Here is a 22,730-nt window from a genome sequence, read left to right on the forward strand (position 1 = left end):
TGGACACCCCGCTGATCACCGAACAGACGGAGGACACGTCGGCAATCAACGGTGGAGAGCTTGAGGTTGACAGCGACGCAAATGAGGATCCGAACCGGGAAAAGCTGTTGGACGACGCTGCGGAGTCCTTTTTGGATTCCCTCTCTCGATAAGGTTGTGCCACTTTCTTAAACGCAGGCTGGCAGTCTCATACCTTACTGGTATTCGAAACTTTTCCTTCCCTTTCGCGTCTTTACAATTGCAGCACATTTCACGAAAGAAGGAAAAGTCACATGAAGAAGTACAGGAAGAACTGCTTGAACATGGTGACCGCCGGCGTTTTGGCTTGGAGCAGCGTCGGATTGACGGCCGCGGCGGAATCCGTTTCGTTTCAGGACGTTTCCCCGGCCTACTGGGGATACGATACGATCAGATGGGGTGTGGAGCAGCGTTTGATTTCCGGTTTCCCGGACCACACCTTCAGGCCGGATCAGTTCGTCAAGGAAAGCGAGTTTTTGGCGATGCTGCTCCGTTATTACGCAAACCGCGGAAACGCGCTGACGCTTCAGCCTGCGGGTACATACTGGGCTGACGTTTATTACCGGCAGGCCGAAGCGTATCATTGGCCGGTGTCCCGGGAGCAGTCGGACCGTCCGATCAAACGGGGCAGCGTAGCCAAACTGATTGCGGCGTCGCAGGGCTTCCGTTACGACACGAACAACGCGGTCCAGTATTTGTACAACCAGGGGCTGGTAAAAGGGCGGGGGGAAACGGCCAGCTTGACCGGCTTCGCCAAGGAATCGTACCTCACCCGGACGGAAGCGGTTCAATTCATCAAGAATTTGGCGGACAACTCCATCGTCCAGGCCAAACAGGCGCCCGATCAGCCGTCTGCTCCGCTCATTCCGCCGAGTGCGAAATTGTACCCGTTTACCCAAAACGGCAAATGGGGATACATGGATGCGGCGGGCCGGGTCCTGGTCGATCCGCAGTTCAGCAATGCCAGACCGTTTCGGGAAGGATTGGGGGCTGTATACCTCAACGGCAAATGGGGATTTGTCGGAGCCAATGGCGAACTGGCGATTCCCCTGCAGTTTGATGATGTGAAAGATTTCAGTGAGGGACTGGCTGCCGTGCGGGTCGGTTACAAGTACGGGTACATCAATCAAAAAGGGCAGTGGGTCATCAACCCCGTCTATCCACTGGGGTCCCTCTACGAGTATGACAGAGGCGTCGATTTTCACGAGGGGTTTGCCGTCGTTGCACAAGGGAACAAATACGCCTTCATCAACAAAAGCGGAAAGGTCGTCACGGCAGCGTATGACGAGGTCATGCCGTTTCGGGAAGGACTGGCCGCCGTGCGGGTCGGCAACCTGTGGGGATATATCGACACAACCGGAAAACTGGCCGTCAAACCGCAATTCGACATCGCCAACGACTTTCATGAAGGCCTGGCTGCGGTAGCGCGAAACGGTCGGTACGGCTATATCGGTAAAACCGGTGCCTACGTCATCAAGCCGCAATTTTCGGTGGAGGGGCTCAATTACAATTACAGCGGCGCGCCGCGGCTGTTTGACTTTCACGAGGGACTGGCCCTGGTCATGATCAACGGGAAGTACGGGTATATCGATAAAACCGGAAAGACCGTCATTCCGCCCGCTTTTGACAGCCGCAACCAAACGGGTGATTATGCCACCGATTTTTCTGACGGCCTGGCTTTGGTGAGGGTTGGCTACCGATTCGGCTATATCGACAAGACGGGGAAAATGGTGATCCCCGCGCAATTTGATGCGGCAGACCCATTCTCCGAGGGGCTCGCGCGCGTCCGGATCAAGGGAAAAGACGGATTTATCGACAAAACCGGAACATTCGTGATTCCGCCGCAATTTTCCAATGCGCGCAGTTTTCAAGACGGATTGGCGCTGGTAACAGCGGACGGTTCGAACGATCAAACCTATATCGATAAAAGAGGGAACCGCGTAACGGAATAAGCGGATGGATCCGGCCCGATCGCATCGACGCGAGGGACGAATGACAGGTGGACAACCGGTTTCGCGATCCCAGGCGGGTGTTACGTTTCGCTTAGCGCTTGGGGTCGCAGATGCTGTTGCGAAAATACAGATACATCAGATAGGCTTTTCTCCCCTTCTCCGTCGTGCGATCCAGGTGCTTTTTCAGGCACTTCACCAGCTTTTTGTCGCAGCTGCAGGCAAAATAGCCGCGTTTTCGGTAGCACTTGTCGTGCATCATGCAGCACCGGTCTATCTCGTCAATGGGCGGTTCCGGCCCCGAGCAGCCGGGACCGCACCAATTGCCGTAAAAACAGGGAATCGATCCAAAACGCCGCTTGCGGCTTGGCATCTCGCATCACCGCCGTGGATGGTGTTACTACTACCATATCGGGTTTCGCCAAAAGTGATTGGACGCATACCTGATCGACTGACGCAACTTTCTCACCATCACCCGTTCGGGGATTGGCAGCCGGCGTCAAGACTGGCAGAATGAAAAGGACAAGCCGGGTCCCCTGTACAGGGCCGAAGCGTTTCACGAAGGAGAGAGTTCCATGAAAACGGCATTATACCAGATCGCCTATCAAATCGGCATCCATCCCACGAAAATGGCCAAGCTGGTGCGGGAAGGCGAAATCACCGGCGAGGTGCCGGGAGACAACCCACAGTCCAAGGAAGCTTGGGTCGACCTCCTCTCCCTGCGTAATTACATCGAGTGGCAGCGTGAGCAGGGGCGGCTGGACGAACGGGCCTATTGGAAGGCGATCCGCCACATTGAACGAACGCTTACCAGCCGGTAACCCATAGACAGGGCTGCCAAAAGCGGATAAAATTGGGCGAAAAAGCAGCGAGTCATGCTGGGGGAGGGAAGCACATGAATCTGACGGAAGCGCTTCGTCAACTGGTCGGCCACGAGCAGGTGAGCGTCAATCCGACCATGCTGGAACAGCACAGCCGCGATGAATCCTATCATCGGCCGCACACGCCCGACGTCGTCGTTTTTCCGCGAAACGCCGCCGAGGTCAGCGAAGTCGTCAAGTTTGCGAACAGCCACCGCATTCCTGTCGTGCCCTTTGGCATGGGCACCAGTCTGGAGGGACACGTCATCCCCTACCAGGGCGGGATTACGCTCGATTTTCAACGGATGAACCAGATTGTGGAGATTCGCCCGGAGGACCAACTGGTGCGGGTACAGCCAGGGGTGACGCGTTCCCAGCTCAACAAGGAGCTGAAAAAATACGGCCTCTTCTTCTCGGTCGATCCGGGAGCCGATGCCACCCTGGGCGGTATGGCGGCCACCAACGCCAGCGGCACGACGGCCGTCCGCTACGGCGTGATGCGGGACCAGGTGCGGGATCTGGAAGTGGTGCTTGCCAACGGTCAGATCATCCGCACGGGCGGATTGGCGGTCAAGTCGTCTGCCGGCTACAACCTGACCGGCCTGTTTGTCGGCTCGGAAGGGACGTTGGGAATCTTTACGGAGCTGACGCTCAGGGTCTACGGCATTCCCGAGTCCATCCTGGCGGCGCGGGCCAGCTTTCCCAGCGTCGAAAGCGCGGTCCGCACGGCGGTTTCCCTCTTGGCCGTGGGCATTCCGATCGCGCGGGTGGAACTGGTCGACCGGGTGTCGATGGAAAAGCTGAACCGGCACAGCGGTACGCATTATGAGGAAGCGCCGACGCTTTTTCTGGAGTTTCACGGCAATGAAGCCGGGCTGCAGCAGGACGTGCAGTTCGCCAAGGACCTCGCTGCCGATCACGGGTGCAGCGGCTTCGCGTTTGAAACGGATGCCAAAGGGCGGAACACCCTCTGGGAAGCGCGGCACAACCTCGCCTACGCGTTTGTCCACGGCTCGAAAGGCAAGAAGATCATGGTCACCGACGTCTGCGTGCCGCTGAGCGAACTGGCCGGGGCCATCACCTACGCCCGCGAGCAGATTGAGGCGGCCGGAGTGGAGGGCGGCCTGCTTGGCCATGTCGGCGACGGGAACTTCCACGCCCTGCTGTTGGTCGATCCGACCAACCAAGACGATCTGGACAGGGCGGAGCGGGTCAATGCCAATCTCGTCGACTACGCCTTGCGCTGCGGCGGCACCTGCACCGGCGAGCACGGGGTAGGGGTCGGCAAGCTGAAATACCTCCGCCGCGAACACGGAGAGGCGCTCGATCTGATGAGACAAGTAAAACAGTTGTTTGATCCCCACAACATCCTCAACCCGGGGAAAAAGCTGCCGATCGATTGACACCAAAGGAGACAAGCAGGCACATGCACATCATCTACTGTCTGGTACCGAAGGCGTATTGGGAGCTGTGGGCGGAACGGGACGTCTATCTGCCCCGCGATTACGAGGAAGAAGGCTTTATTCACGCGACAAAAGGGGAGGAGCTGCTGGGCCGGGTGGCCGATCGGGTCTATGCCGATTTTACCGGCGACCTGCTGGTGCTGGTGGTGGATGAGGAACGCGTCACGTCACCGGTCACATACGAACAGGCGAAGGACGGGCGGCTGTACCCGCACATCTACGGTCCGCTCAACCAGGACGCCATCGTCGAGGTGCGGCAGATGGAAAAACGGGAAGGGCACTGGAGCATCGGCGCCTCCTGCCCGTCCCGTTAACCGTTGTACCATTTCAGAAGCTCCCTCACTTCCTGCTGCTTGGCTTCCGGCAGCGAGTCCAGACGGCGCAGGAGCAGGCTGATCCGCTGCCGCTGCTCTTCTTCCGAAACGGGCGCACCGCTTTGAATCCAGCGCCGTTTCAGCCGGACCGGCTCCGTCTCTGCCAGGATGCGCAGGAGTTTTCGTTCCAGCAAATCCAACGAAGACATGTCATTCCCTCCGGTTCTCACACTCTCCTGTTTGCATTATACCACAGCCGTTTTGGTGTCCTCGCCGGTTTGTCGGCTGATTCCGGCGTACATAATCCCGCCGCCGCGGGCGCAAAATGGTAAGGTACGTCCAAACTTACCCATGCAAAGGAGTGTCCCCGATGGCGAAGCCGGATGATCGTTCGGACAACGTGGAGAAACTGCAGGAGATGATCCAGAACACGATGGAAAACATCCGCGAATCGCGCGATTACGTGAAGGCGCACGCGGACGAGCTGACGCCCGAAGAACGGGCGAACATCGAACAGAAAAACCAGCGCCGCGAAGAGAGCATCGAGGGGTTCCGCTCGGAGATCCAGGACGAGAACGCTCGGCTGCAATGACGGCGAGAAGCGCCTGCCGGACCAACGGCAGGTGCTTTTTTCGCACTCCACAGCATATCCACACATGAATTGTCGACCGAAACGTGGTATGCTGATAGGGAACCTTAGTGAAAAGAGGAGAAAGACCATGAAGCGACCAGAAGACACACGCGTCGTCGTCGGCATGTCCGGAGGGGTCGACTCCTCCGTGACGGCTTACCTGCTGAAACAACAGGGATACGACGTCATCGGCATCTTTATGAAAAACTGGGACGATACCGATGAATTCGGCCACTGCACGGCGGAAGACGACTTCCAGGACGTCCGGCGCGTCTGCGAACAAATTGGCATCCCGTACTACACGGTAAACTTTGAAAAAGAATACATGGAGAAAGTGTTCCAGTATTTTTTGGATGAATATAAACGGGGGCGCACGCCCAATCCGGATGTCATGTGCAACCGGGAAATCAAGTTTGGCGAACTGCTGGACAAGGTGATGGACCTCGGCGCCGATTACATCGCGACCGGCCACTATGCCCGGGTGGAGTTCCGGGACGGCGCGTACCGGCTGCTCCGCGGTGTCGACTCCAACAAGGATCAGTCCTACTTTCTCAACGCCCTCGATCAGCACCAACTGTCCAAAACGATGTTCCCGCTTGGTTCCCTGACCAAGCCGCAGGTGCGGGAGATCGCGGAAAAAGCGGGTCTGGCCACCGCCAAGAAGAAGGACAGCACCGGGATCTGCTTCATCGGGGAACGCAACTTCCGCGAGTTTCTGCAAAACTATCTGCCCGCCAAGCCGGGGGACATCGAAACGGTGGACGGCGAAGTGATCGGCCGCCACGACGGCTTGATGTATTACACCCTGGGGCAGCGGCAGGGTCTGGGCATCGGCGGCGGACACGGAAAGACCGGTGAGCCGTGGTTCGTGGTCGACAAGGATTTGGAGCGCAACGTGCTGATCGTCGCCGAAGGGGCCGGCCATCCCCGCCTTTACTCCACCCGTCTGATCGCCACCGATGTGAACTGGATCAGCGGCAAGGAGCCGGCGTCTTCCTTTACCTGTACAGCCAAGTTTCGGTACCGGCAGCCGGATCAGGGCGTGACGGTGCATCTGCGCGAAGACAGCACGGTGGAGGTCGTCTTCGATCAGCCGCAAAAAGCGGTTACGCCGGGACAAGCCGTTGTCTTCTACAACGGGGAGGAGTGCCTCGGCGGCGGAATCATCGACCGGGTGACGCTGCTGGATGCCGAGAAATAGCGCGGATGGGAGAATCGGAGCGTGGAAGCGACACAGAAATCAAAGCTGATTATCGTTTTGTTTTTGCTGGGGGCGCTTCTCGTCGGAGGACTAGCCTACATGGGCATGTACGCCACGGGGCAGGAGCACGTGTCGATCATTAACGAGAAGATCGCCAGCCAAGGGGGAAGGGTCACAACCATTACCGTCGTCCCCGTGGATGAGAGCCCGTTTGAGAAGAGCGGCAAGGGTAACACGATCTACAAAATCACGTACGAAAAGGACGGCAAAACCTTGACGGCGTGGTATCGCTCCATCAATCATTCCTCGATCATCAAGGAGGAAGAAGCGTGGATTCTCCCCAGGTAAAACCCGAAACAAAGAGACGACAGAGGACGTGAGTGCATGACCATGACCAATGCGGAAAAACTGCGCGACCTGGCACGCCTGATCCGCAGGCTGGAGCCGAATCTGGCGGGAGCGTCGCTGACGATCCTGGCATACGATCAACGCGATGACATTGCCAAGGCGTTGGTGGAAGGGCTGGGTGCGGACGTACCGGTACAGACCAGCTCGGGGGAGTACGCCAACCACCTGGCCGTTTTCCGGGTGGGCGGCAGCAAGTACACGATCGCCCAGGACTGGCGGGAGGTGTACATCGCCGAGATCAATTACTGTCCGTGCCGGATTCCGCCGCAATCGCACGGACTGCTCGTCTATCACATCGATTATCCCGGCGTGATTTACGACGTGTCCCGCATTTTGGCCGATAATCGAATCAACATCTCCAAACTGAATGTCTCCCGAGAGCAAAAAGGGAAAAACGCGCTGCTCGTTTCCATTACCGACGAAGCCATCACGCCGGACGTGATCGCCGCCATCGAGAAGCTGCCGCAGATCACCCGCGTGTTTTCCCTCCAATGAAGGACACGGCCGTCCGCAACCGCGGGCGGCTGTTTTGCTTGCATGGGCAGAGGGGTGAGGGGGAATTTCGCTGTATTTGGCCTGATGGCCGGAATCGGGCGGCCCGAATATTGTACGAGACCCGGGCAGAGAAACGCTTCTGTTTTGTCCGCCGACCTCATACGGATGGAAAGGTATGGAAAAACAATTCGATGAGGAGGCGTGACCGTCGATGATCTACGCGCAGCCGGGACAATCAGGTGCAAAGGTTTCGTTCAAAAAGCGGTACGAAAATTTTATCGGGGGAAAATGGGTTCCGCCGGTAAAAGGGGAGTACTTTGAAAATGTCACGCCCGTGACGGGACGCGCATTTTGCGAAGTGCCCCGCTCCACGGCGGATGACATCGAACTGGCGCTGGATGCGGCTTACGAGGCAAAAGAGGCGTGGGGGCGCACATCGCCGGCGGAGCGGGCGTCCCTCTTGAACAAAATCGCCGACCGCATGGAAGCCAATCTGGAAATGCTGGCTGTGGCGGAAACGTGGGACAACGGCAAGCCGATTCGCGAGGCGCTGGCAGCCGATCTGCCGCTGGCGATCGACCATTTCCGCTACTTTGCCGGCTGCATCCGGGCCCAGGAGGGAAGCATCAGCCAGATCGACAACCACACGGTGGCCTACCATTTCCACGAGCCGCTCGGCGTCGTCGGCCAAATCATCCCGTGGAACTTCCCGCTGCTGATGGCCGTATGGAAACTGGCTCCGGCGCTCGCGGCGGGCAACTGCGTCGTGTTGAAGCCGGCCGAACAGACGCCCGCGTCCGTTCTGGTCTTCCTCGAACTGGTACAGGACCTCATCCCGCCCGGTGTCGTCAACGTGGTCAACGGATTTGGACTGGAAGCCGGCAAACCGCTGGCCACCAGCAGCCGGATCGCCAAAATCGCCTTTACGGGCGAGACGACCACCGGCCGCCTGATCATGCAGTACGCGTCGCAAAACATCATCCCGGTGACGCTGGAGTTGGGCGGCAAGTCGCCGAACATCTTCTTTGAGGACGTCTGCGCCAAGGATGACGCGTTTTTCAACAAGGCGGTGGAAGGGTTCGTCATGTTTGCGCTCAACCAGGGCGAGGTCTGCACCTGCCCGTCTCGCGCCTTCATCCAGGAATCGGTGTACGACCAGTTCATGGAAAAAGCGCTGGCCCGCGTCGCTGCGATCAAGCAGGGCAACCCGCTCGACACGGAGACGATGATAGGCGCCCAGGCGTCGGCGGAGCAGTTGGAAAAGATCCTCTCCTACCTCGACATCGGCAGACAGGAAGGGGCTCAGTGCCTGATTGGCGGTGAACGCAACATCCTCTCCGGCGACCTGAAAGACGGATATTACGTCAAGCCGACCGTGTTCAAAGGACAAAACAAGATGCGCATCTTCCAGGAAGAGATCTTCGGCCCGGTCGTCTCCGTGGCCACCTTCCGGAACCAGGCGGAAGCGCTGGAACTGGCCAACGACACGCTGTACGGCCTCGGCGCGGGCGTCTGGACCCGCGACGTGAATCTGGCGTACCGGATGGGGCGCGAAATCCAGGCCGGCCGCGTCTGGACCAACTGCTACCACGCCTATCCGGCGCACGCCGCGTTTGGCGGGTACAAGGTATCCGGCATCGGCCGCGAGACGCACAAGATGATGCTCGATCACTATCAGCAGACGAAAAACCTGCTGGTCAGCTACAGCCCGGATGCGCTCGGTTTCTTCTGATCGGGACAAAGCCCCGGCGAAAGGAGGAAGTGCATGGGCACAGTGCCGAAAGTGCTGGCGACGGAAGCGGCGCTGCGGTTGATCGAGCGGCTGAAGGGCAGGTACGGTCAGCTGTTGTTCCACCAGTCGGGCGGATGCTGCGACGGCAGCTCGCCGATGTGCTATCCGCGCGGAGAATTTCTCATCGGCGAGAACGACGTCCTGCTGGGCGAAATCGGCGAGACGCCCTTTTACATGAGCGCCGCCCAGTACGCGTACTGGAAGCACACGCAGCTCATCATCGACGTGGTGCCAGGGAGAAGGGGCATGTTTTCCCTGGAAGGGCCGGAGGGCGTCCGGTTCCTCACCCGCTCGCGGGTGTTTACCGACGAGGAGTACCGCACCTTGAAAGAAACCGGCGCGCTGTGACAAGCGGCGGCACGGCGCCATTCCATCAGGAAACGAGGCATCCCGGAGGATCATCTTCGGGATGCCTCTGTTTTTACGACGAAAACACTCAGCGCAGAAAGAGCTGGTAGAAAGTGACGTCGTGATAGCGGCCAAACTTGAAGCCGACTTCACGAAAAACGCCGATCGGCTGAAATCCGAGCTGTACGTGGAGGTTCACGCTGGCTTCGTTGCCGCTGGTAATGCCGGCGACGATGGTATGATACCCCAGCGTTTGTGCCAGACCGATGAGTTCGGTCATCAACCGTTTGCCGATTCCTTTCCCATGATGATCCTGGTGCACATAGACGGATGATTCCGCTGTTTGGCGATAGGCAGGCCTGTCGCGAAATTTGCTCAAACAAGCGTAGCCAACGACGGTCCCTTCCTCATCGGCGACGAGCAAAGGGTATTGCTCATCAAATTTCGCAAACCATTTCCGCCGCTGCTCCAAGGTCTGCTCCTCCAGGTCAAACGTGGCAGCGGAAGTGCGCACAACGTAATTGTAGATGTCCAAAAGGGAGGGAAGGTCACATTCGGCTGCCTTTCGTACACGAATCCTTGACATATGGTTCACCACCTGCACATTTGAGGCAATTATATGTGAGGTTTTCTTACATGATCAAGGGGTCGCTTCCATTTTTTTGTGATCACAAGCACAGGGCCGTTTTCCGTGAACCATTCGAGAAGACGACGTCCTTGACACCGGCTCCCCCTGCGGCTAGCATGAGAAGACGATTGACTTGACTGTAGAAACGGAGAGAACACCTGTGCGGGAATGGACGAAGACGGACATGGAATCGCTCGCCAGCCAAACGGACAAACCGGCAGCCGTGTTCGTTTACACGCCGCTGTGCGGCACCTGCAAGCTGGCCGAGCGCATGCTGACGGTGGTGCAGGAGGCGCTGCCCGGCTTGACGCTGTACCGGGCCAATCTGAACCTCCTGCCTGAACTGGCGGAGATGTGGCGGGTGACCAGCGTGCCGGCGCTCCTCATCCTCGAGCGGGGGGCCGTCGCCGAACGGCACTACGCGCTTCGCTCGGTCGATTTTTTGTATCATGTGCTCAAGCGTTTTGCCTAGACAAACACCTATCTCCCGCGCGTTGCATACATGGAAGAGAGAGACAAAACGCGAAGGAGGAGGCGCATGCAAATTCATGTGGTACAGCAGGGGCAGACACTGTCAGGCATCGCCCAGGCGTACGACTCATCGGTCGAGGCGATTGCGCGGGCGAACGAGCTCCCCGAGTCCGGCAGGCTTGTCATCGGACAGGCGTTGGTAATCCCCATTCGGGGCAGCTATTACTGGGTGAGGCAGGGGGATACGCTCTACACCATCGGCCGGCGTTTCGGGATCAGTGCCGCGGAGCTGGCCCGGGTCAACCAAATCTCACAATTCCGTCCTCTACAGGTGGGAATGCGGCTGTACATTCCGCCGCGCCCGAGACCTGCAGCTGACTTCAATGCCTATGCCGAGCCGCGCCGGACGGTGCCGCCGGCGTTGGAGGCGGACGTTCGCCGAGCGTCGCCGCATCTCACGTACCTGGCTCCGTTCAGCTTTCGGATCAGGCGGGATGGCACGCTGTCGCCCCCGCCGCTGAATGACTTTGCGGAGATTGCCCAGGCGAATCGGAACGTCCTGATGCTGGTGGTCACCAACCTGGAGGGGGAACGGTTCAGCTCGGAACTGGGCAGCCTGGTGCTGAACGACATGACGGTGCAAAACCGCCTGCTGGACAACATCATCAGTACGTCGCAGCGGCTTGGTTTTGGCGACATTCACTTCGACATGGAAGCCCTGCCCGCCACCGATCGGGACGCCTATGTCCGCTTTTTGCGCCGCGCCCGCCAGCGGGCGAGCGAAGTGGGGAAAATGGTCTCCGCCGCCCTGGCGCCCAAGACCAGAGCCGATCAGCCGGGGCTGTGGTACCCCGCCCACGACTACCGGGCGATCGGAGAGATCGTCGACTTTGTCGTGATCATGACGTACGAATGGGGATACAGCGGCGGTCCGCCCATGCCGGTTTCGCCCATCGGTCCCGTTCGCCGGGTCCTGCAGTACGCCTTGACGGAAATGCCCGCCAACAAGATCTTGATGGGCCAAAACTTGTACGGGTACGACTGGAGACTGCCCTTCCGGCCCGGTACGACGGCCCGCGCCCTCAGTCCGCAGGCGGCGGTCGCGCTGGCGCTGGAGAGGAATGTCAACATCCAGTACGATTATCGGGCGCAGGCGCCGTTTTTCGAGTATTCGGACGACGAGCAGAACCGCCATCGCGTCTGGTTCGAAGACGCCCGTTCGATCCAGGCCAAATTCAACCTGGTCAAGGAACTGGGACTGCGCGGCGTCAGCTACTGGAAGCTGGGGCTGCCGTTTCCGCAGAACTGGCTGTTGATCGAAGACAATTTTCGCGTGCGCAAGCGGGCGTGAACGAAGCGGCGAAACAAAAGGCGTACCACCGAACGGGGTGTACGCCTTTTTCTCCGCCTGCCAATCATGGTATGATGGTGCAAAACGGAAGAAGGAGAGAGCCTATGGGAGAATGCAGATTGAATCACAGCGCGGAAGACGTGCGGGCGAAGCTGATGGAGCAGACGCCCTACCTGCCCGGAGCGCTGGCTGCCCGCCTGGAAGGGCTGCTCGCAACGCCGCTGTCCCAGGAGACGTTGAACGAACTGTTCCACCTGTTGAAAAAATACGATCTCGCTTCGCCGGAGGAACGGGCGGAACGGGAGCAAAAGCTGGCACGTCTGGCCGGATGAGAGCAGCCTATCCATGAGCGCCGCTTGTCCGAGACCGACCCGCTATTCGCCGATCGGCCTGCGGCCGGCGTACCCTTCGTGAATGCCGTGGTAATGGCTGACTGTCGGCTCGCCCTGACGCCAGCAGAGCAGCACCTCCTGCCCGTTCAGCACCGAAGGAAAGTCGAACAGGCCGATATCGATATCCTTTACCTGAACGCCTTGTTCGTAGAGCCGGTTCATGCGCATCTGCGCCTCCAGTTCCATGAATTCCAGGCGGCATTCCAGCGTAAAGACCGTGCCGTCGTCCGGGGGCTGCTGTTTCTTTGCCTGCTCCAGCTCCTGATAGGTTGCAGCGAATTGGCGCTTGGCCTCCTGCAAAAAGGAAAGCTCTTGGCGTACATACGGCAGCATCCGATTGGCTTCTTCCACCGTGAAATACTTTTTTGCCAAGCATCCCACCTCCTGGTTCTATTATAGGGAGAACCGCGAGCGGAGGAAATGGACAGAACGCCGGCAGGAAGACAGGAACCGGCAGTAAGGAGTGGCTATGAACAACCGATTGTACTATGACGATCCGTATTTGCACACGTTTGAAGCGTACGTGCTGAAGCAGGGGACGGAACCCGACGGTACCCCGTACGTGGTGCTGGACCGCACCGCCTTTTACCCGACTGGGGGAGGGCAGCCCTGCGACTGGGGCGAGCTGGACGGCATCCGCGTCATCGACGTGGAGGAAGTGGACGGTGACATCCGCCATCGGCTGGAAGCTCCGCTGTCTCAGGAGCGGCAGCGGATCACGGGACAGATCGATTGGCCCAGGCGGTTTGACCACATGCAGCAGCACGCCGGGCAGCACATTCTCTCGGCGTCGTTCGTCGAGGCGCTGGGGGCGGAGACCGTCGCCTTTCACCTCGGCAGGGATCACGTCACCATTGACGTCCGGCTGGACGAACTGTCCGTCGAGCAGGCAGAGCGGGTAGAGGCCCTGGCCAACCGCATCGTGCTGGAAAACCGGCCCATCGAGGCACGGTTTGTCACGGACGCCGAACTGGCCGTCATGCCTCTCCGCAAGCAGCCGACCGTCAGCGAGAACATCCGTGTGGTGATCATCCCCGACTTTGACTACAACCCCTGCGGCGGCACCCATCCGGCCCGGACCGGCGAAGTGGGGCCGATCAAAATCACGGGCTGGGAGCGGCACCGCGGCAACATCCGGGTAACGTTCCTCTGCGGCTGGCGGGCGCTCTCCGACTATTCCCGCAAGCATCTCCTGCTGCGCGAGTTGACCCGCACGCTGAACGCCGGCGAGGCGGAGCTGGCCGAGCAGGCGCAGCGGCTCGTGGCGGAACGGGAGCAGTTGAAAGAGACGCTGGAGGAGAAAGAAAAACGTTTGCTCGAAGGCGAGGCGCAGTCCCTGCTGGCGCAGGCGGCCCGTCTGTCCGACATGCGGCTGGTCCAGGCCGTTTTGGCCGGTCGAAGCATGCAGCAGCTGCAGCAGCTCGCCAGACTGGTAACGGCACAGGCAGCGGACGCGGTCTGTCTGTTCGCGGCGGAGGGAGAAAAGCTGCAGCTCGTGTTCGCCCGCGGCGAGCAGGTAGCGCTGCCGATGAACCAACTGCTGAAGGATACGTTGCCCTTGATCGACGGCAAGGGGGGCGGCAATCCGGCGATGGCCCAAGGAGGGGGCGCGCCGGTCCGTCCTGCGGAAGCGGTGCTGGCCCACGCCCGCCGGCTGCTGGAGGAATCGATCAGGGTCCAACAGGACTGACGTTTTTTCAGGAAAGGAGAGAAAGGCATGTCGATCTGGAACACGGGAGACCTGGTCCGCGTCTCCTACAAGACGGGTGAATACGTAACGGAAGTGCTGGAAGATCACGGGGACAAACTGCTGGTCAAGGTGCTTGCGGTGCTGAAATACCCGACGCAGGGGGACCTGCACAACCCGTACGAGGTGGATGTGCCGCTGTTTCATCAGCGTCCCGCCCTGTCCTATCAGGAAAAGATCATGGTGCCCAGTCAGACCGTGATCCGTTACGGCGGAGCGGTGCCCGACTACAAGGAATCGGTCCAGACCGCTCTGGAGCGGGAGATGGACAAACTGCGCAAGATGGTCACGTGGGCCCAGCGTTGTCTCGACGAGCTGGAGGCACTGCGCAAGGAGACCTTTACAAACAACGGATAGCGTGCTACTGTAGTAGTCAAGCAAGCAAAACCGCATAGCGCAATACCAAACGGGAGCCGAGCATAGTCGGCTGAGATTGTAACGAATGTGTTACTGACCGTTGAACCTGACCTGGGTCATGCCAGCGGAGGAAGAGGTATCGGCTGCATCAACGCACTGTCGTGATTCCGTGCCGCGTCACGCGCGCCGGAGTGCGACCACTGCACATGCGCAACCAAAACCATCCGTGGCGGATGGTTTTTTTGTTTGCCGTCCGCCCGATATCCGTGCGAACGGCTTCTTCTGTCTGGGGTTCGGTCAGGCAGGGAAGCCGTTTTTTTACGGCAGGAAGGCGACAGGCGGCCGGCCATTCCCGACGGCGCTGACAAAAGGAGGGGGAACATGCTGGTACAGTTGAACGGCAAGCGCGTGGAGCTGGACGACGAGGTCAATACCGTCCGGGCCCTGCTTCTGTCCTACCAACTGCAGGAGAAAATCGTGGTCGTCGAGCGCAACGGCGAGATTGTCGACCGCGCCCGTTACGAATCCACGCCGGTCGCGGACGGCGATCGGATCGAAATCGTTCACTTTGTCGGAGGAGGCTGACATGATGGATACATTAAAAATTGGACCGTATGAGTTTCGTTCCCGCCTCTTGCTGGGAACCGGCAAATTTCCCGATCTGGACACGCAGAGCCAGGCGGTGGCCGTATCGGAAGCGGAGATTCTCACCTTTGCCGTGCGCCGGCTCAATTTGGAAAATCCGCACGAGCCCAATTTTTTGGAACGTTTGGATTTGAAAAAATTCACCCTGCTGCCCAACACGGCCGGCGCTTACACGGCCGAGGAGGCGGTGCGGATCGCCCGGCTGGCCAAGGCGTCGGGGCTGTGCGACATGATCAAGGTGGAAGTGATCGGCGATCCCAAGACGCTTCTGCCCGATCCAATCGGCACGTTGGAGGCCTCCCGCATCTTGGTGGAAGAAGGCTTTATCGTGCTGACCTACACCAACGACGACCCGATTCTCGCCAAACGGCTGCAGGAAGTGGGCGTGCACGCGGTCATGCCGGGGGCGTCGCCGATCGGTTCCGGCCAAGGGATACTCAACGAGCACAACCTGCGCTTCATCATCGAAGACGCCAAGGTTCCAGTGATCGTGGACGCGGGCATCGGGTCGCCGGCCGACTGCGCCAAGGCGATGGAGTTGGGCGCGGACGGCGTCCTGCTGAACACGGCGGTGGCGCTGGCGGACAACCCGGTGCTGATGGCCGAAGCGATGAAACTGGCCGTGGAAGCGGGGCGCAAGGGCTTCCTCGCCGGGCGCATCCCGAAAAAGCGCTACGCCTCGGCCAGCAGTCCGACAGAAGGGATGATTGAATAACGTGGAACGCGTCACGGCAGCCATTGCCGAGCGGAGAGAAGAGCTGTTCGCCCTGCTGGCCGAGCTCATCGCCCATCCCACGGTCAGCCCGCCCGCCCGCAACAGCGGCGGCGCGCAGAGCCTGATCGCCCGAAAGCTGCGCGAGCTGGGCTTTGATGTGGACCGCTGGACGGTCTTTCCCGGCGATGACAACGTGGTGGGCCGCCTGCGGGGCACCGCACCGGAGCGGGCGAACAGCCTCATTGTCAACGGACATGTCGACGTGGCGGAAGTGGGCGACGACAGCGGCTGGACGTATCCGCCGTTCGCCCTCACCCGCGGCCGGGACGGACGCCTGTACGGACGCGGCGTCGCCGACATGAAAGGCGGCCTGGCAGCCAGCCTGTTTGCCATTCAGATGCTGCGCGAGCACGGAATCGAGCTGAAAGGCGACCTGATCTTCCAGTCCGTGATCGGCGAAGAAGCGGGCGAAGCAGGCACGCTCGCCGCCATCGAACGGGGCTATACCGCCGATTACGCCGTCGTCGTGGACACCAGCCACCTGCACATGAAGGGACAGGGCGGCGTGATTACCGGCTGGATCACGGTAGAGAGCCCCGTCACCCTGCACGACGGGATGCGGGCCAGAACCATCCACGCCGGCGGACGAGTGCACGGCGCCTCCGCGATCGAGAAGATGATGAAGATCATCGCGTCGCTGCAGGAACTGGAACGCCACTGGGCGGTGATGAAGACGTACCCCGGATTTCCGCCGGGCAGCAACACGATCAACCCCGCGGTCATCGAAGGCGGCCGGCATGCGGCGTTTATCGCCGACCGCTGCGCGCTGTGGATTACCGTCCATTTTTACCCGAACGAATCGCATGAAGCGATCATTCGCGAGATCGAAGACCATGTGTTGGCGGCGGCCGCGGCCGACCCGTGGCTGCGGGACCACCCGCCCGCATTCCGCTGGGGAGGCCGGTCGATGATCGAAGAGCGGGGCGAGATTTTCCCCTCGCTGGAACTGGATCTCGGCCATCCGGCGCTGTCCAGGCTGAAGCGGGCCTATGAGGCAGAGATGCAGTGTCCGCCTGTGGTGGACATGTCCGGAACCGTGACGGATGCGGGCTGGTTTGCCCACGCCGGAATTCCGGCGGTGATATTCGGTCCCGGCGAGCTGTCCCAGGCCCATGCCGTCGACGAGTCGATCGATCCGGACGAACTGGTCCGCTTTGCGCAAATCATGGCCCGGTTTCTCGCAGACTGGTGCAACACGGAGAAGGAGTGAATATCGTCGTGGCGACTTTTACACAGCGCCTGTTGAACAGCGTGGCCCCGATCTGGGAGCGCACGCATCGCCATCCGTTCGTAACCGGCTTGGGCGACGGCAGTTTGCCGGTTGAATCGTTCAAGTTTTACCTGAAGCAGGATTACGTCTACCTGATCGACTACGCCAAACTCTTCGCGATCGCCAGCACCAAGGCGGACGATCTGGCCACCAGCGCCAAGTTTGCCGCCCTGCAGGAGGCGACGCTCCATCACGAGATGGAACTGCACCGGCAGTACGCCGCCCGCTTCGGGATTTCCCGCGAAGAACTGGAGGCGACCCAGCCGTCGTTTGTAATGCTGGCCTACACCAGCTACATGCTGAAAGTGGCCCACCAAGGCACGCTCGCCGAACTGGTCAGCGCCGTTCTGCCCTGCATGTGGAGCTATTGGGAGATCGGCAAGCAACTGGCGCAGGTGGACGGCGCGCTGGATCACGAGCTCTACGGCGAGTGGGTGCGCACCTACAGCTCGGACGAGTTCGGCCAACTGGCGCAGTGGCTGATCGGGCTGATGGATCAACTGGCGAAAGGCAAAAGCGAGCGGGAACTGGCCCGGCTGGAAGAGCATTTTCTCAATACGTCGCGCATGGAGTACCTGTTCTGGGAGATGGCGTACCGGAGGGAAATGTGGCCGTGCGAGAAAAACTAGCCTTCGCGGGCGTCCGTTTCTCCTACGGGGAGAAAGCCATTCTCGACGGTTTTCAGCTCGCGGTCGGGCGCGGCGAACTGGTCAGCCTGATCGGACCGAGCGGGATTGGCAAAAGCACGCTGTTTCAGTTGGCAGCGGGCCTGCTGCAGCCACAGGACGGGGAGATCAGGCTGGACGGCGAACCGGCGGCCCGGCGGCTGGGTCAGGTCGCCTATATGCCGCAGCGCGATCTGCTGATGCCGTGGCGGACGGTGGTGGAAAACGCGGCGCTGCCGCTGGAGATCCAGGGAATGCCGCGCAAAGAAGCGCAGGCCCGGGTGCGGCAGGAACTGCCCCGCTTCGGTCTGGGCGGCTGGGCGGACGCTTATCCCGCGCAGCTCTCCGGCGGCATGCGGCAGCGCGTCTCGTTTTTGCGCGCGCTGATGACGGGCAGCGACCTCCTGCTCCTGGACGAACCGTTCAGCGCCTTGGACGGCATTACCCGGATGGAGATGCAGGAGTGGCTGCTTGCGATGTGGCAGCAGACGGGCAGCACGATGCTGTTGATCACCCACGACATCGACGAGGCGATCCTTCTGGCGGACCGGATCGTCGTGCTGCTCGGCAGCCCGATCAGCCTCCCGGTGGAACTGGCCGTCCCGGTGCCGCGGCCGCGCTCGCTGTCGAGCCGCAGTCACCCGGCGTTTCAGGCGCTGCGTGAGCAGATTTGGGAGCTCCTGCGCCAATCGGCGGCGGCACAGCCGGTCGGGAGGTATGCGTGATGAGGACGGTTCACCGGGGAATCTGGTTTGGCGCCTCACTCGTGCTGCTCCTGGCCGGCTGGGAGGCGGTCTGCCGCCTGTTTGCCATCCCGCCGTTTATTCTCCCGCCGCCAAGCGCCGTGCTGCTGGCCGTATGGGATTTGCGCGAGCAGCTATTCGGCCTGCACCTGTGGGCGACGCTGCGGGAAGTGCTGATGGGATTGGCGGCGTCGATCGTGTTCGGCATTGCGCTCGCCCTGGCGATGAATCTCAGCCGCACCGTGGAACGGCTGGTCTATCCCTATATCGTTATTTCGCAGACGATTCCCATCATCGCCCTGTCGCCCGTCTTCATTCTCTGGTTCGGCTACGAGCTGTCGGGAAAAATTGCCGTGACGATCTTGTTCACGTTTTTTCCCATCGTCGTCAGTACCTATGACGGCCTGCGCGCGGCCGACCCGGAGATGGTCAACCTGCTGAGGACGATGGGGGCGACGCGCTGGCAGATTTTCGCCAAACTGCAGCTTCCGGCCAGCCTGCCGCATTTTTTCAGCGGCCTGAAGGTGGCGGCCACGTACAGCGTGGGGGGGGCGACCATCGGGGAGTGGCTGGGCGCGAGCGAGGGATTGGGCTATTTCGGCCGGCGGGCATCGGGCAATTTCCAGGCGCCCGCCCTGTTTGCCTCCGTGCTGCTGCTCTCCGTCCTCGGCATGCTGCTCTTCTGGCTGGCCGGCACGATCGAGCGGCGGTTCGCACCGCATACGCGCACGAACACACCGAAACAGATGAAATCACAGTAAGGAGACTGTTGAACCATGAAACGTTTTTCCAGATGGGCCAAGACACTGATGACCCTGTCGCTGGCGGCAGGGCTGGCGGCGTGCGGCAGCCAGACGGGAAGCGAAACGGCACCGCAAGCCAGTCAGCCTGCGGCGGGCGGCGGCGAGCCGACCGAACTGACCATCGCGCTCGACTGGTATCCGAACGCCGTGCACTCGTTCCTCTACGCGGCGGAAGAACAAGGCTATTTTCGCGAGGAAAACCTGAACGTCCACCTGCAAATGCCGTCGGACACCAACGACCCGCTGAAAATGGTGGCGGTCGGCAAGGTGGACATGGCCATCAGCTACCAGCCGCAGGTGGTGCAGGCGCGTTCCGAAGGCATTCCGGTCGTCTCCATCGCGGCGCTCGTGCGCCAGCCGCTGAACGTGATCATGACGCGCAAGGACAGCGGTCTGGACACGCCGGAAAAGCTGGCCGGCAAGAACATCGGCTACCCGTCCATTCCGCTGGACGAGTCGATCGTCCGCACTGTGCTGAAGCATGCGGGCGCGGATGATTCCGGCCTTTCCTTTACCAACATCGGCTTTGACATCATCCCGGCGCTCACGGCGAAACAAGTGGATGCGGTCGTGGGCGGCTACATCAACCACGAACAGTTGATTCTGGAGAAAAACGGCGTGCCCGTCAACGTGATCAAGCCCAGCGACTTTGGCGTGCCTTCCTACTACGAGCTGGTCATCGCCACCAGCGACGAGACCCTGGGCAAAAAGCAGCAGGCGCTGGAGGCGTTCCTGCGCGCGGCCTCCAAAGGGCAGGAATACGTGGAGAAACACAAGGAAACAGCGCTCCAGCTCCTCTTGGACAAACAGGCCAAAGAGTTCCCGCTGGATAAAGACGTGGAGACGAAGAGCCTGGACATCCTGCTGCCGCTGATGGACGCGGGCGACCAGCCGTTCGGCAGCCAGACGGCCGAATCCTGGCAGAAGCTGATCGACTGGATGAAACAGGAGAAGCTGATCACGAAAGACGTCAACGTGGACGAAGTCATGCTCAATCTGCTGAAGTAAACGCGAAGCCCAAACACGGACCAACGTGTTTGGGCTTTGTTGTCTGCCGCTGGTTGTCACAGCTTTCCCAGGATCCGAATGATTTTATGGATGGCGTAGTCCAGGTCAAACAGATCATCCTCGCCGAGCTGGCCGATCCGGTCGCAGAACAAGCGATAAAATTCCTCCCAGCGCTGATAAACCGTGCGTTTTCCCTTTTCGGTCCCACAAACGCTTTTCTTTTTGCCGGCAGCCGTCTTATAATGGAAAGGGGAATTCAAGACAAGGAGACGTTTTGATGAACGACAATCGCGAAGATCGCTACAACAAGCTGATTATCTGGACGTTTGTCGGCAGCGTGTTGATTTGTACGCTGTCCGTCGCCATTTACATGTACCTGATCTTGTTTTGAATAAACGGGAACAACGATGAAGCCACTGACGCCGGTCAGTGGCTTTTTTTGGCCGGTTGGCCTATGATCGGACAGCCCGGTAATGCGTCTTTAGTCTGCGGACCGTGCCGTGCCAGTTGAAGGCGGAGCGGACCCTTGCCCTGCCGTTGGCGACCAGCCGTCTCCGCAGCGCTGGATTGCTGCGGATGCGGGCGATGGCGCGGGCAAAAGCGGCCGGGCTGCCGGCCTGGTTGACCAGCAAGCCGCTGTGTCCGTGTACGACCACTTCCCGTATCCCGCCGCGATTGGAGGCGACTACGGGGATGCCGGACGCCATCGCCTCGGAGTTGACGGTGGCCAGGCCTTCGCGAAACAGGGTGGGGCAGACGAAGACATCTCCGAGCTGAAACATCTGGTGCACGCGGGAAGGCGGCACGTAGCCCGTGAAGCGGACAGGGACGCGCAAGCGCTTGGACAGACTGCGGACGTACCGCATGTACGCCGTCTGCCGCCTCACGCCAGGCCAGGAGGCGCCGACGGCCACCAAGCGGATGTTGGGAATGCGCCGTTTCAACAGGGCGACGGAGCGGATCAGGGTATGCAGCCCCTTGCCTCTGACCATTCGTCCGACGAACAGGACGTTGAAACTCCCGGCCAATCCCATGCGTCTCCGCAGACGCAGTTTCGACGCGGCCGACCACGGGCGGAATTTTGCCGCATCCACCCCGGGGATGGCGGTGCGGAATTTGCGGGCGTGGGCGGGATAGCGCCGTCTCATCGTGTTGGTGACAAACGAAGAGACGGAAGTGACGCCGTTCACCTGACGGAGAATGGCATTGGCCCGCGGTTGGGACAGGCGGGACATGAAGGTGAGCGAGTGGAGCGACAGCATGATCGGCGTCCGAGGGAACACCTTTCGCACGTACGGAACAAATCGCGGCCGATTCTCAATCTGGATGATGTGAAACGACCGTCCCGCCACTTTGCCCAATGCGGAGCGCAGGTAGGCGAACGGCTTGCGGCTGGGGACGCGGATCACCAGCAGGTTGCCGCCGACGTACCGGCTGACGCGCGGCAAGCGGGGATGGCTGCGGCTGAGCAGCACGACCTTCTCGCTTTGCGCCATGCGCTTGAAAATGTTGTACGTGACGGATTCGACGGAGCCGCCTTTGATCGGGGGGACCGGCAGCTGCTCTGGACAGATAACCAGGATGCGCACCTCTTCACCCCTCCACGTGTACGAGTGTTGAGCTTATGCCCGTATATCCTATGTAGGGAAGGGGTGCGATCTCCTAGACGACTACCTGTTTTCGCAAAATAGGCCGCCCGTGCGGGGACACAAACGGCCTTGCGGGGCCCTAGCGGCCGGCCGCCCTCAGTTTCCGTTCCAATTCGGCGACGGTCAGGTTGTGCAGCTCCGCAAAGCCCGCCCCCCGCAGCGCGATTGTTCGCCCCTGGATGAGCGGATAAACGCCCTGCCAGATCCCGACGGCGCTTTTTACATCCGTGCCGGGAAGAGCCCGCAAAAACAGGACGTACCTGCCTTCGCCGAGCGGACCCGGGTAGATCAGGTTGATCGGATCGGGAGGAGGGGGCAGCGGCTGGACGCCGGTGCTGAGCAGCTTGACCGTCCGGGACCCCGATCCTTTCAGGAATCGTTCAATCTTCACCATCTGCACGAAATTGACCAGTCTCCCGGCGGCCACTCGTCTGCTTGTCGGGTATGACCGGTAGGTGGCGTCGGTCGTCCCGACGACGATCAGCGTGCTCTGGCGCACCAACTCCCGCACGTCTTTGACCGGAGTGGTGTCCACCCGCAGGTTGGCAATGCCCGGCTGGGCCGACGCCGGGACGGCTGCCAGCAGCAGTGCGATCAGAACGAGCAGTCCTTTTTTGCACACATTCAATCCCTCCCGCTAGACGGCACATTCCGTTTTAGTATGAACGCTGCCGCAAGCGATATACGATCCGGCACGATATGCAGGAGAAACTGCCTTTTTTGTTGCAACAATATTTCGAAAAATGC

Annotated in this window: 28 protein-coding genes and 1 riboswitch; of the genes, 22 read left to right on the plus strand and 6 right to left on the minus strand. The window is 60.3% G+C overall.

Features of this window, described 5'->3' with window-relative positions:
• Positions 1-272: 272 nt before the first annotated feature.
• Positions 273-1,970 carry a WG repeat-containing protein gene (locus A6764_RS11945; RefSeq protein WP_065066425.1) on the plus strand — a complete coding sequence of 566 codons (1,698 nt, stop codon included), beginning with the start codon at positions 273-275 and terminating at the stop codon, positions 1,968-1,970.
• Positions 1,971-2,061: 91 nt separating this feature from the next.
• Here the strand turns inward: A6764_RS11945 and A6764_RS11950 are convergent, their stop codons facing one another.
• A complete protein-coding gene (locus tag A6764_RS11950) occupies positions 2,062-2,340 on the minus strand; it encodes a phospholipase A2 family protein (RefSeq protein ID WP_065066424.1) in 279 nt (92 codons plus the stop codon).
• Between the two features lie 202 nt (positions 2,341-2,542).
• Here A6764_RS11950 and A6764_RS11955 point away from each other — a divergent pair, with 202 nt between their 5' ends.
• From A6764_RS11955 to A6764_RS11965, 3 genes are all read left to right on the plus strand, one after another.
• Complete coding sequence (locus A6764_RS11955; protein WP_065066423.1) at positions 2,543-2,788, plus strand: hypothetical protein; 246 nt, start codon at positions 2,543-2,545, stop codon at positions 2,786-2,788.
• Between the two features lie 74 nt (positions 2,789-2,862).
• The gene (locus tag A6764_RS11960) at positions 2,863-4,230 is read left to right on the plus strand and encodes an FAD-binding oxidoreductase (protein ID WP_264622241.1); all 1,368 of its coding nucleotides are present in this window, start codon (positions 2,863-2,865) and stop codon (positions 4,228-4,230) included.
• A gap of 23 nt (positions 4,231-4,253) precedes the next feature.
• Entirely contained in the window at positions 4,254-4,604 is a 351-nt protein-coding gene (locus A6764_RS11965; RefSeq protein WP_065066420.1) for a DUF952 domain-containing protein, read from the plus strand.
• On the opposite strand, the gene A6764_RS11970 is transcribed toward A6764_RS11965, so the two are convergent.
• Entirely contained in the window at positions 4,601-4,813 is a 213-nt protein-coding gene (locus A6764_RS11970; protein WP_035297559.1) for a hypothetical protein, read from the minus strand. The two genes, A6764_RS11965 and A6764_RS11970, sit on opposite strands and share 4 nt — an antisense overlap.
• Before the next feature lie 161 nt (positions 4,814-4,974).
• On the opposite strand from A6764_RS11970, the gene tlp reads away from it, so the two are divergent.
• From tlp to A6764_RS12000, 6 genes are all read left to right on the plus strand, one after another.
• Complete coding sequence (tlp, locus tag A6764_RS11975; protein ID WP_029099163.1) at positions 4,975-5,196, plus strand: small acid-soluble spore protein Tlp; 222 nt, start codon at positions 4,975-4,977, stop codon at positions 5,194-5,196.
• Between the two features lie 127 nt (positions 5,197-5,323).
• Positions 5,324-6,436 carry a tRNA 2-thiouridine(34) synthase MnmA gene (mnmA, locus tag A6764_RS11980; protein ID WP_029099164.1) on the plus strand — a complete coding sequence of 371 codons (1,113 nt, stop codon included), beginning with the start codon at positions 5,324-5,326 and terminating at the stop codon, positions 6,434-6,436.
• Between the two features lie 21 nt (positions 6,437-6,457).
• Entirely contained in the window at positions 6,458-6,784 is a 327-nt protein-coding gene (locus A6764_RS11985; RefSeq protein ID WP_029099165.1) for a hypothetical protein, read from the plus strand.
• Positions 6,785-6,826: 42 nt separating this feature from the next.
• Positions 6,827-7,339 carry an ACT domain-containing protein gene (locus A6764_RS11990; RefSeq protein WP_035298325.1) on the plus strand — a complete coding sequence of 171 codons (513 nt, stop codon included), beginning with the start codon at positions 6,827-6,829 and terminating at the stop codon, positions 7,337-7,339.
• Between the two features lie 211 nt (positions 7,340-7,550).
• Positions 7,551-9,071, plus strand: coding sequence for an aldehyde dehydrogenase (gene adh, locus A6764_RS11995; RefSeq protein WP_065066419.1), 1,521 nt, complete (start codon positions 7,551-7,553; stop codon positions 9,069-9,071).
• A gap of 33 nt (positions 9,072-9,104) precedes the next feature.
• A complete protein-coding gene (locus A6764_RS12000; protein ID WP_065066418.1) occupies positions 9,105-9,479 on the plus strand; it encodes a DUF779 domain-containing protein in 375 nt (124 codons plus the stop codon).
• Positions 9,480-9,567: 88 nt separating this feature from the next.
• Here the strand turns inward: A6764_RS12000 and A6764_RS12005 are convergent, their stop codons facing one another.
• Positions 9,568-10,065, minus strand: coding sequence for a GNAT family N-acetyltransferase (locus A6764_RS12005; RefSeq protein WP_065066417.1), 498 nt, complete (start codon positions 10,063-10,065; stop codon positions 9,568-9,570).
• Between the two features lie 202 nt (positions 10,066-10,267).
• Here A6764_RS12005 and A6764_RS12010 point away from each other — a divergent pair, with 202 nt between their 5' ends.
• From A6764_RS12010 to A6764_RS12020, 3 genes are all read left to right on the plus strand, one after another.
• Complete coding sequence (locus tag A6764_RS12010; protein WP_065066416.1) at positions 10,268-10,579, plus strand: thioredoxin family protein; 312 nt, start codon at positions 10,268-10,270, stop codon at positions 10,577-10,579.
• A gap of 66 nt (positions 10,580-10,645) precedes the next feature.
• Complete coding sequence (locus A6764_RS12015; RefSeq protein WP_065066415.1) at positions 10,646-11,929, plus strand: glycoside hydrolase family 18 protein; 1,284 nt, start codon at positions 10,646-10,648, stop codon at positions 11,927-11,929.
• A gap of 104 nt (positions 11,930-12,033) precedes the next feature.
• A complete protein-coding gene (locus A6764_RS12020) occupies positions 12,034-12,261 on the plus strand; it encodes a 50S ribosomal protein L7ae (RefSeq protein WP_065066414.1) in 228 nt (75 codons plus the stop codon).
• 42 nt (positions 12,262-12,303) lie between these two features.
• Here the strand turns inward: A6764_RS12020 and A6764_RS12025 are convergent, their stop codons facing one another.
• Complete coding sequence (locus A6764_RS12025) at positions 12,304-12,693, minus strand: DUF2203 domain-containing protein (protein WP_065066413.1); 390 nt, start codon at positions 12,691-12,693, stop codon at positions 12,304-12,306.
• A gap of 97 nt (positions 12,694-12,790) precedes the next feature.
• Between A6764_RS12025 and A6764_RS12030 the strand changes: the two genes are divergently transcribed.
• From A6764_RS12030 to A6764_RS12070, 9 genes are all read left to right on the plus strand, one after another.
• The gene (locus tag A6764_RS12030) at positions 12,791-14,011 is read left to right on the plus strand and encodes an alanyl-tRNA editing protein (protein WP_065066412.1); all 1,221 of its coding nucleotides are present in this window, start codon (positions 12,791-12,793) and stop codon (positions 14,009-14,011) included.
• 27 nt (positions 14,012-14,038) lie between these two features.
• Positions 14,039-14,425 carry a kinase-associated lipoprotein KapB gene (locus A6764_RS12035; RefSeq protein WP_065066411.1) on the plus strand — a complete coding sequence of 129 codons (387 nt, stop codon included), beginning with the start codon at positions 14,039-14,041 and terminating at the stop codon, positions 14,423-14,425.
• A gap of 39 nt (positions 14,426-14,464) precedes the next feature.
• A riboswitch (TPP riboswitch) is annotated at positions 14,465-14,575 on the plus strand.
• A 231-nt stretch (positions 14,576-14,806) separates the two neighbouring features.
• Positions 14,807-15,010 (plus strand): sulfur carrier protein ThiS, encoded by a 204-nt coding sequence (gene thiS, locus A6764_RS12040; RefSeq protein WP_029099176.1) that lies wholly within the window; start codon positions 14,807-14,809, stop codon positions 15,008-15,010.
• Position 15,011: 1 nt separating this feature from the next.
• Positions 15,012-15,785 carry a thiazole synthase gene (locus tag A6764_RS12045; RefSeq protein WP_029099177.1) on the plus strand — a complete coding sequence of 258 codons (774 nt, stop codon included), beginning with the start codon at positions 15,012-15,014 and terminating at the stop codon, positions 15,783-15,785.
• A gap of 1 nt (position 15,786) precedes the next feature.
• Positions 15,787-17,055, plus strand: coding sequence for an acetylornithine deacetylase (locus A6764_RS12050; RefSeq protein WP_413541991.1), 1,269 nt, complete (start codon positions 15,787-15,789; stop codon positions 17,053-17,055).
• 8 nt (positions 17,056-17,063) lie between these two features.
• Positions 17,064-17,744, plus strand: a complete 681-nt coding sequence (tenA, locus tag A6764_RS12055; RefSeq protein WP_065066421.1) for a thiaminase II — start codon at positions 17,064-17,066, stop codon at positions 17,742-17,744.
• Positions 17,729-18,505 carry an ABC transporter ATP-binding protein gene (locus tag A6764_RS12060; RefSeq protein WP_264622242.1) on the plus strand — a complete coding sequence of 259 codons (777 nt, stop codon included), beginning with the start codon at positions 17,729-17,731 and terminating at the stop codon, positions 18,503-18,505. The genes tenA and A6764_RS12060 overlap by 16 nt, the downstream gene beginning before the upstream one ends.
• Positions 18,505-19,284: an ABC transporter permease gene (locus A6764_RS12065; RefSeq protein WP_044898117.1), complete on the plus strand. Its 780-nt coding sequence runs from the start codon at positions 18,505-18,507 to the stop codon at positions 19,282-19,284. Before A6764_RS12060 ends, A6764_RS12065 begins: the two co-directional genes overlap by 1 nt.
• Before the next feature lie 15 nt (positions 19,285-19,299).
• Positions 19,300-20,334 carry an ABC transporter substrate-binding protein gene (locus A6764_RS12070; protein ID WP_264622243.1) on the plus strand — a complete coding sequence of 345 codons (1,035 nt, stop codon included), beginning with the start codon at positions 19,300-19,302 and terminating at the stop codon, positions 20,332-20,334.
• A gap of 452 nt (positions 20,335-20,786) precedes the next feature.
• Here A6764_RS12070 and A6764_RS12075 read toward each other — a convergent pair whose 3' ends face one another.
• Both A6764_RS12075 and A6764_RS12080 read right to left on the minus strand, forming a co-directional pair.
• Positions 20,787-21,923 carry a glycosyltransferase family 4 protein gene (locus tag A6764_RS12075; RefSeq protein WP_035297582.1) on the minus strand — a complete coding sequence of 379 codons (1,137 nt, stop codon included), beginning with the start codon at positions 21,921-21,923 and terminating at the stop codon, positions 20,787-20,789.
• A gap of 139 nt (positions 21,924-22,062) precedes the next feature.
• Positions 22,063-22,605: a hypothetical protein gene (locus A6764_RS12080; protein ID WP_051967910.1), complete on the minus strand. Its 543-nt coding sequence runs from the start codon at positions 22,603-22,605 to the stop codon at positions 22,063-22,065.
• Positions 22,606-22,730 lie beyond the last annotated feature (125 nt).

This window comes from Brevibacillus sp. WF146 (genome assembly GCF_001673705.2).
GTDB classification, from domain to species: Bacteria; Bacillota; Bacilli; order Brevibacillales; family Brevibacillaceae; genus Brevibacillus; species Brevibacillus thermoruber.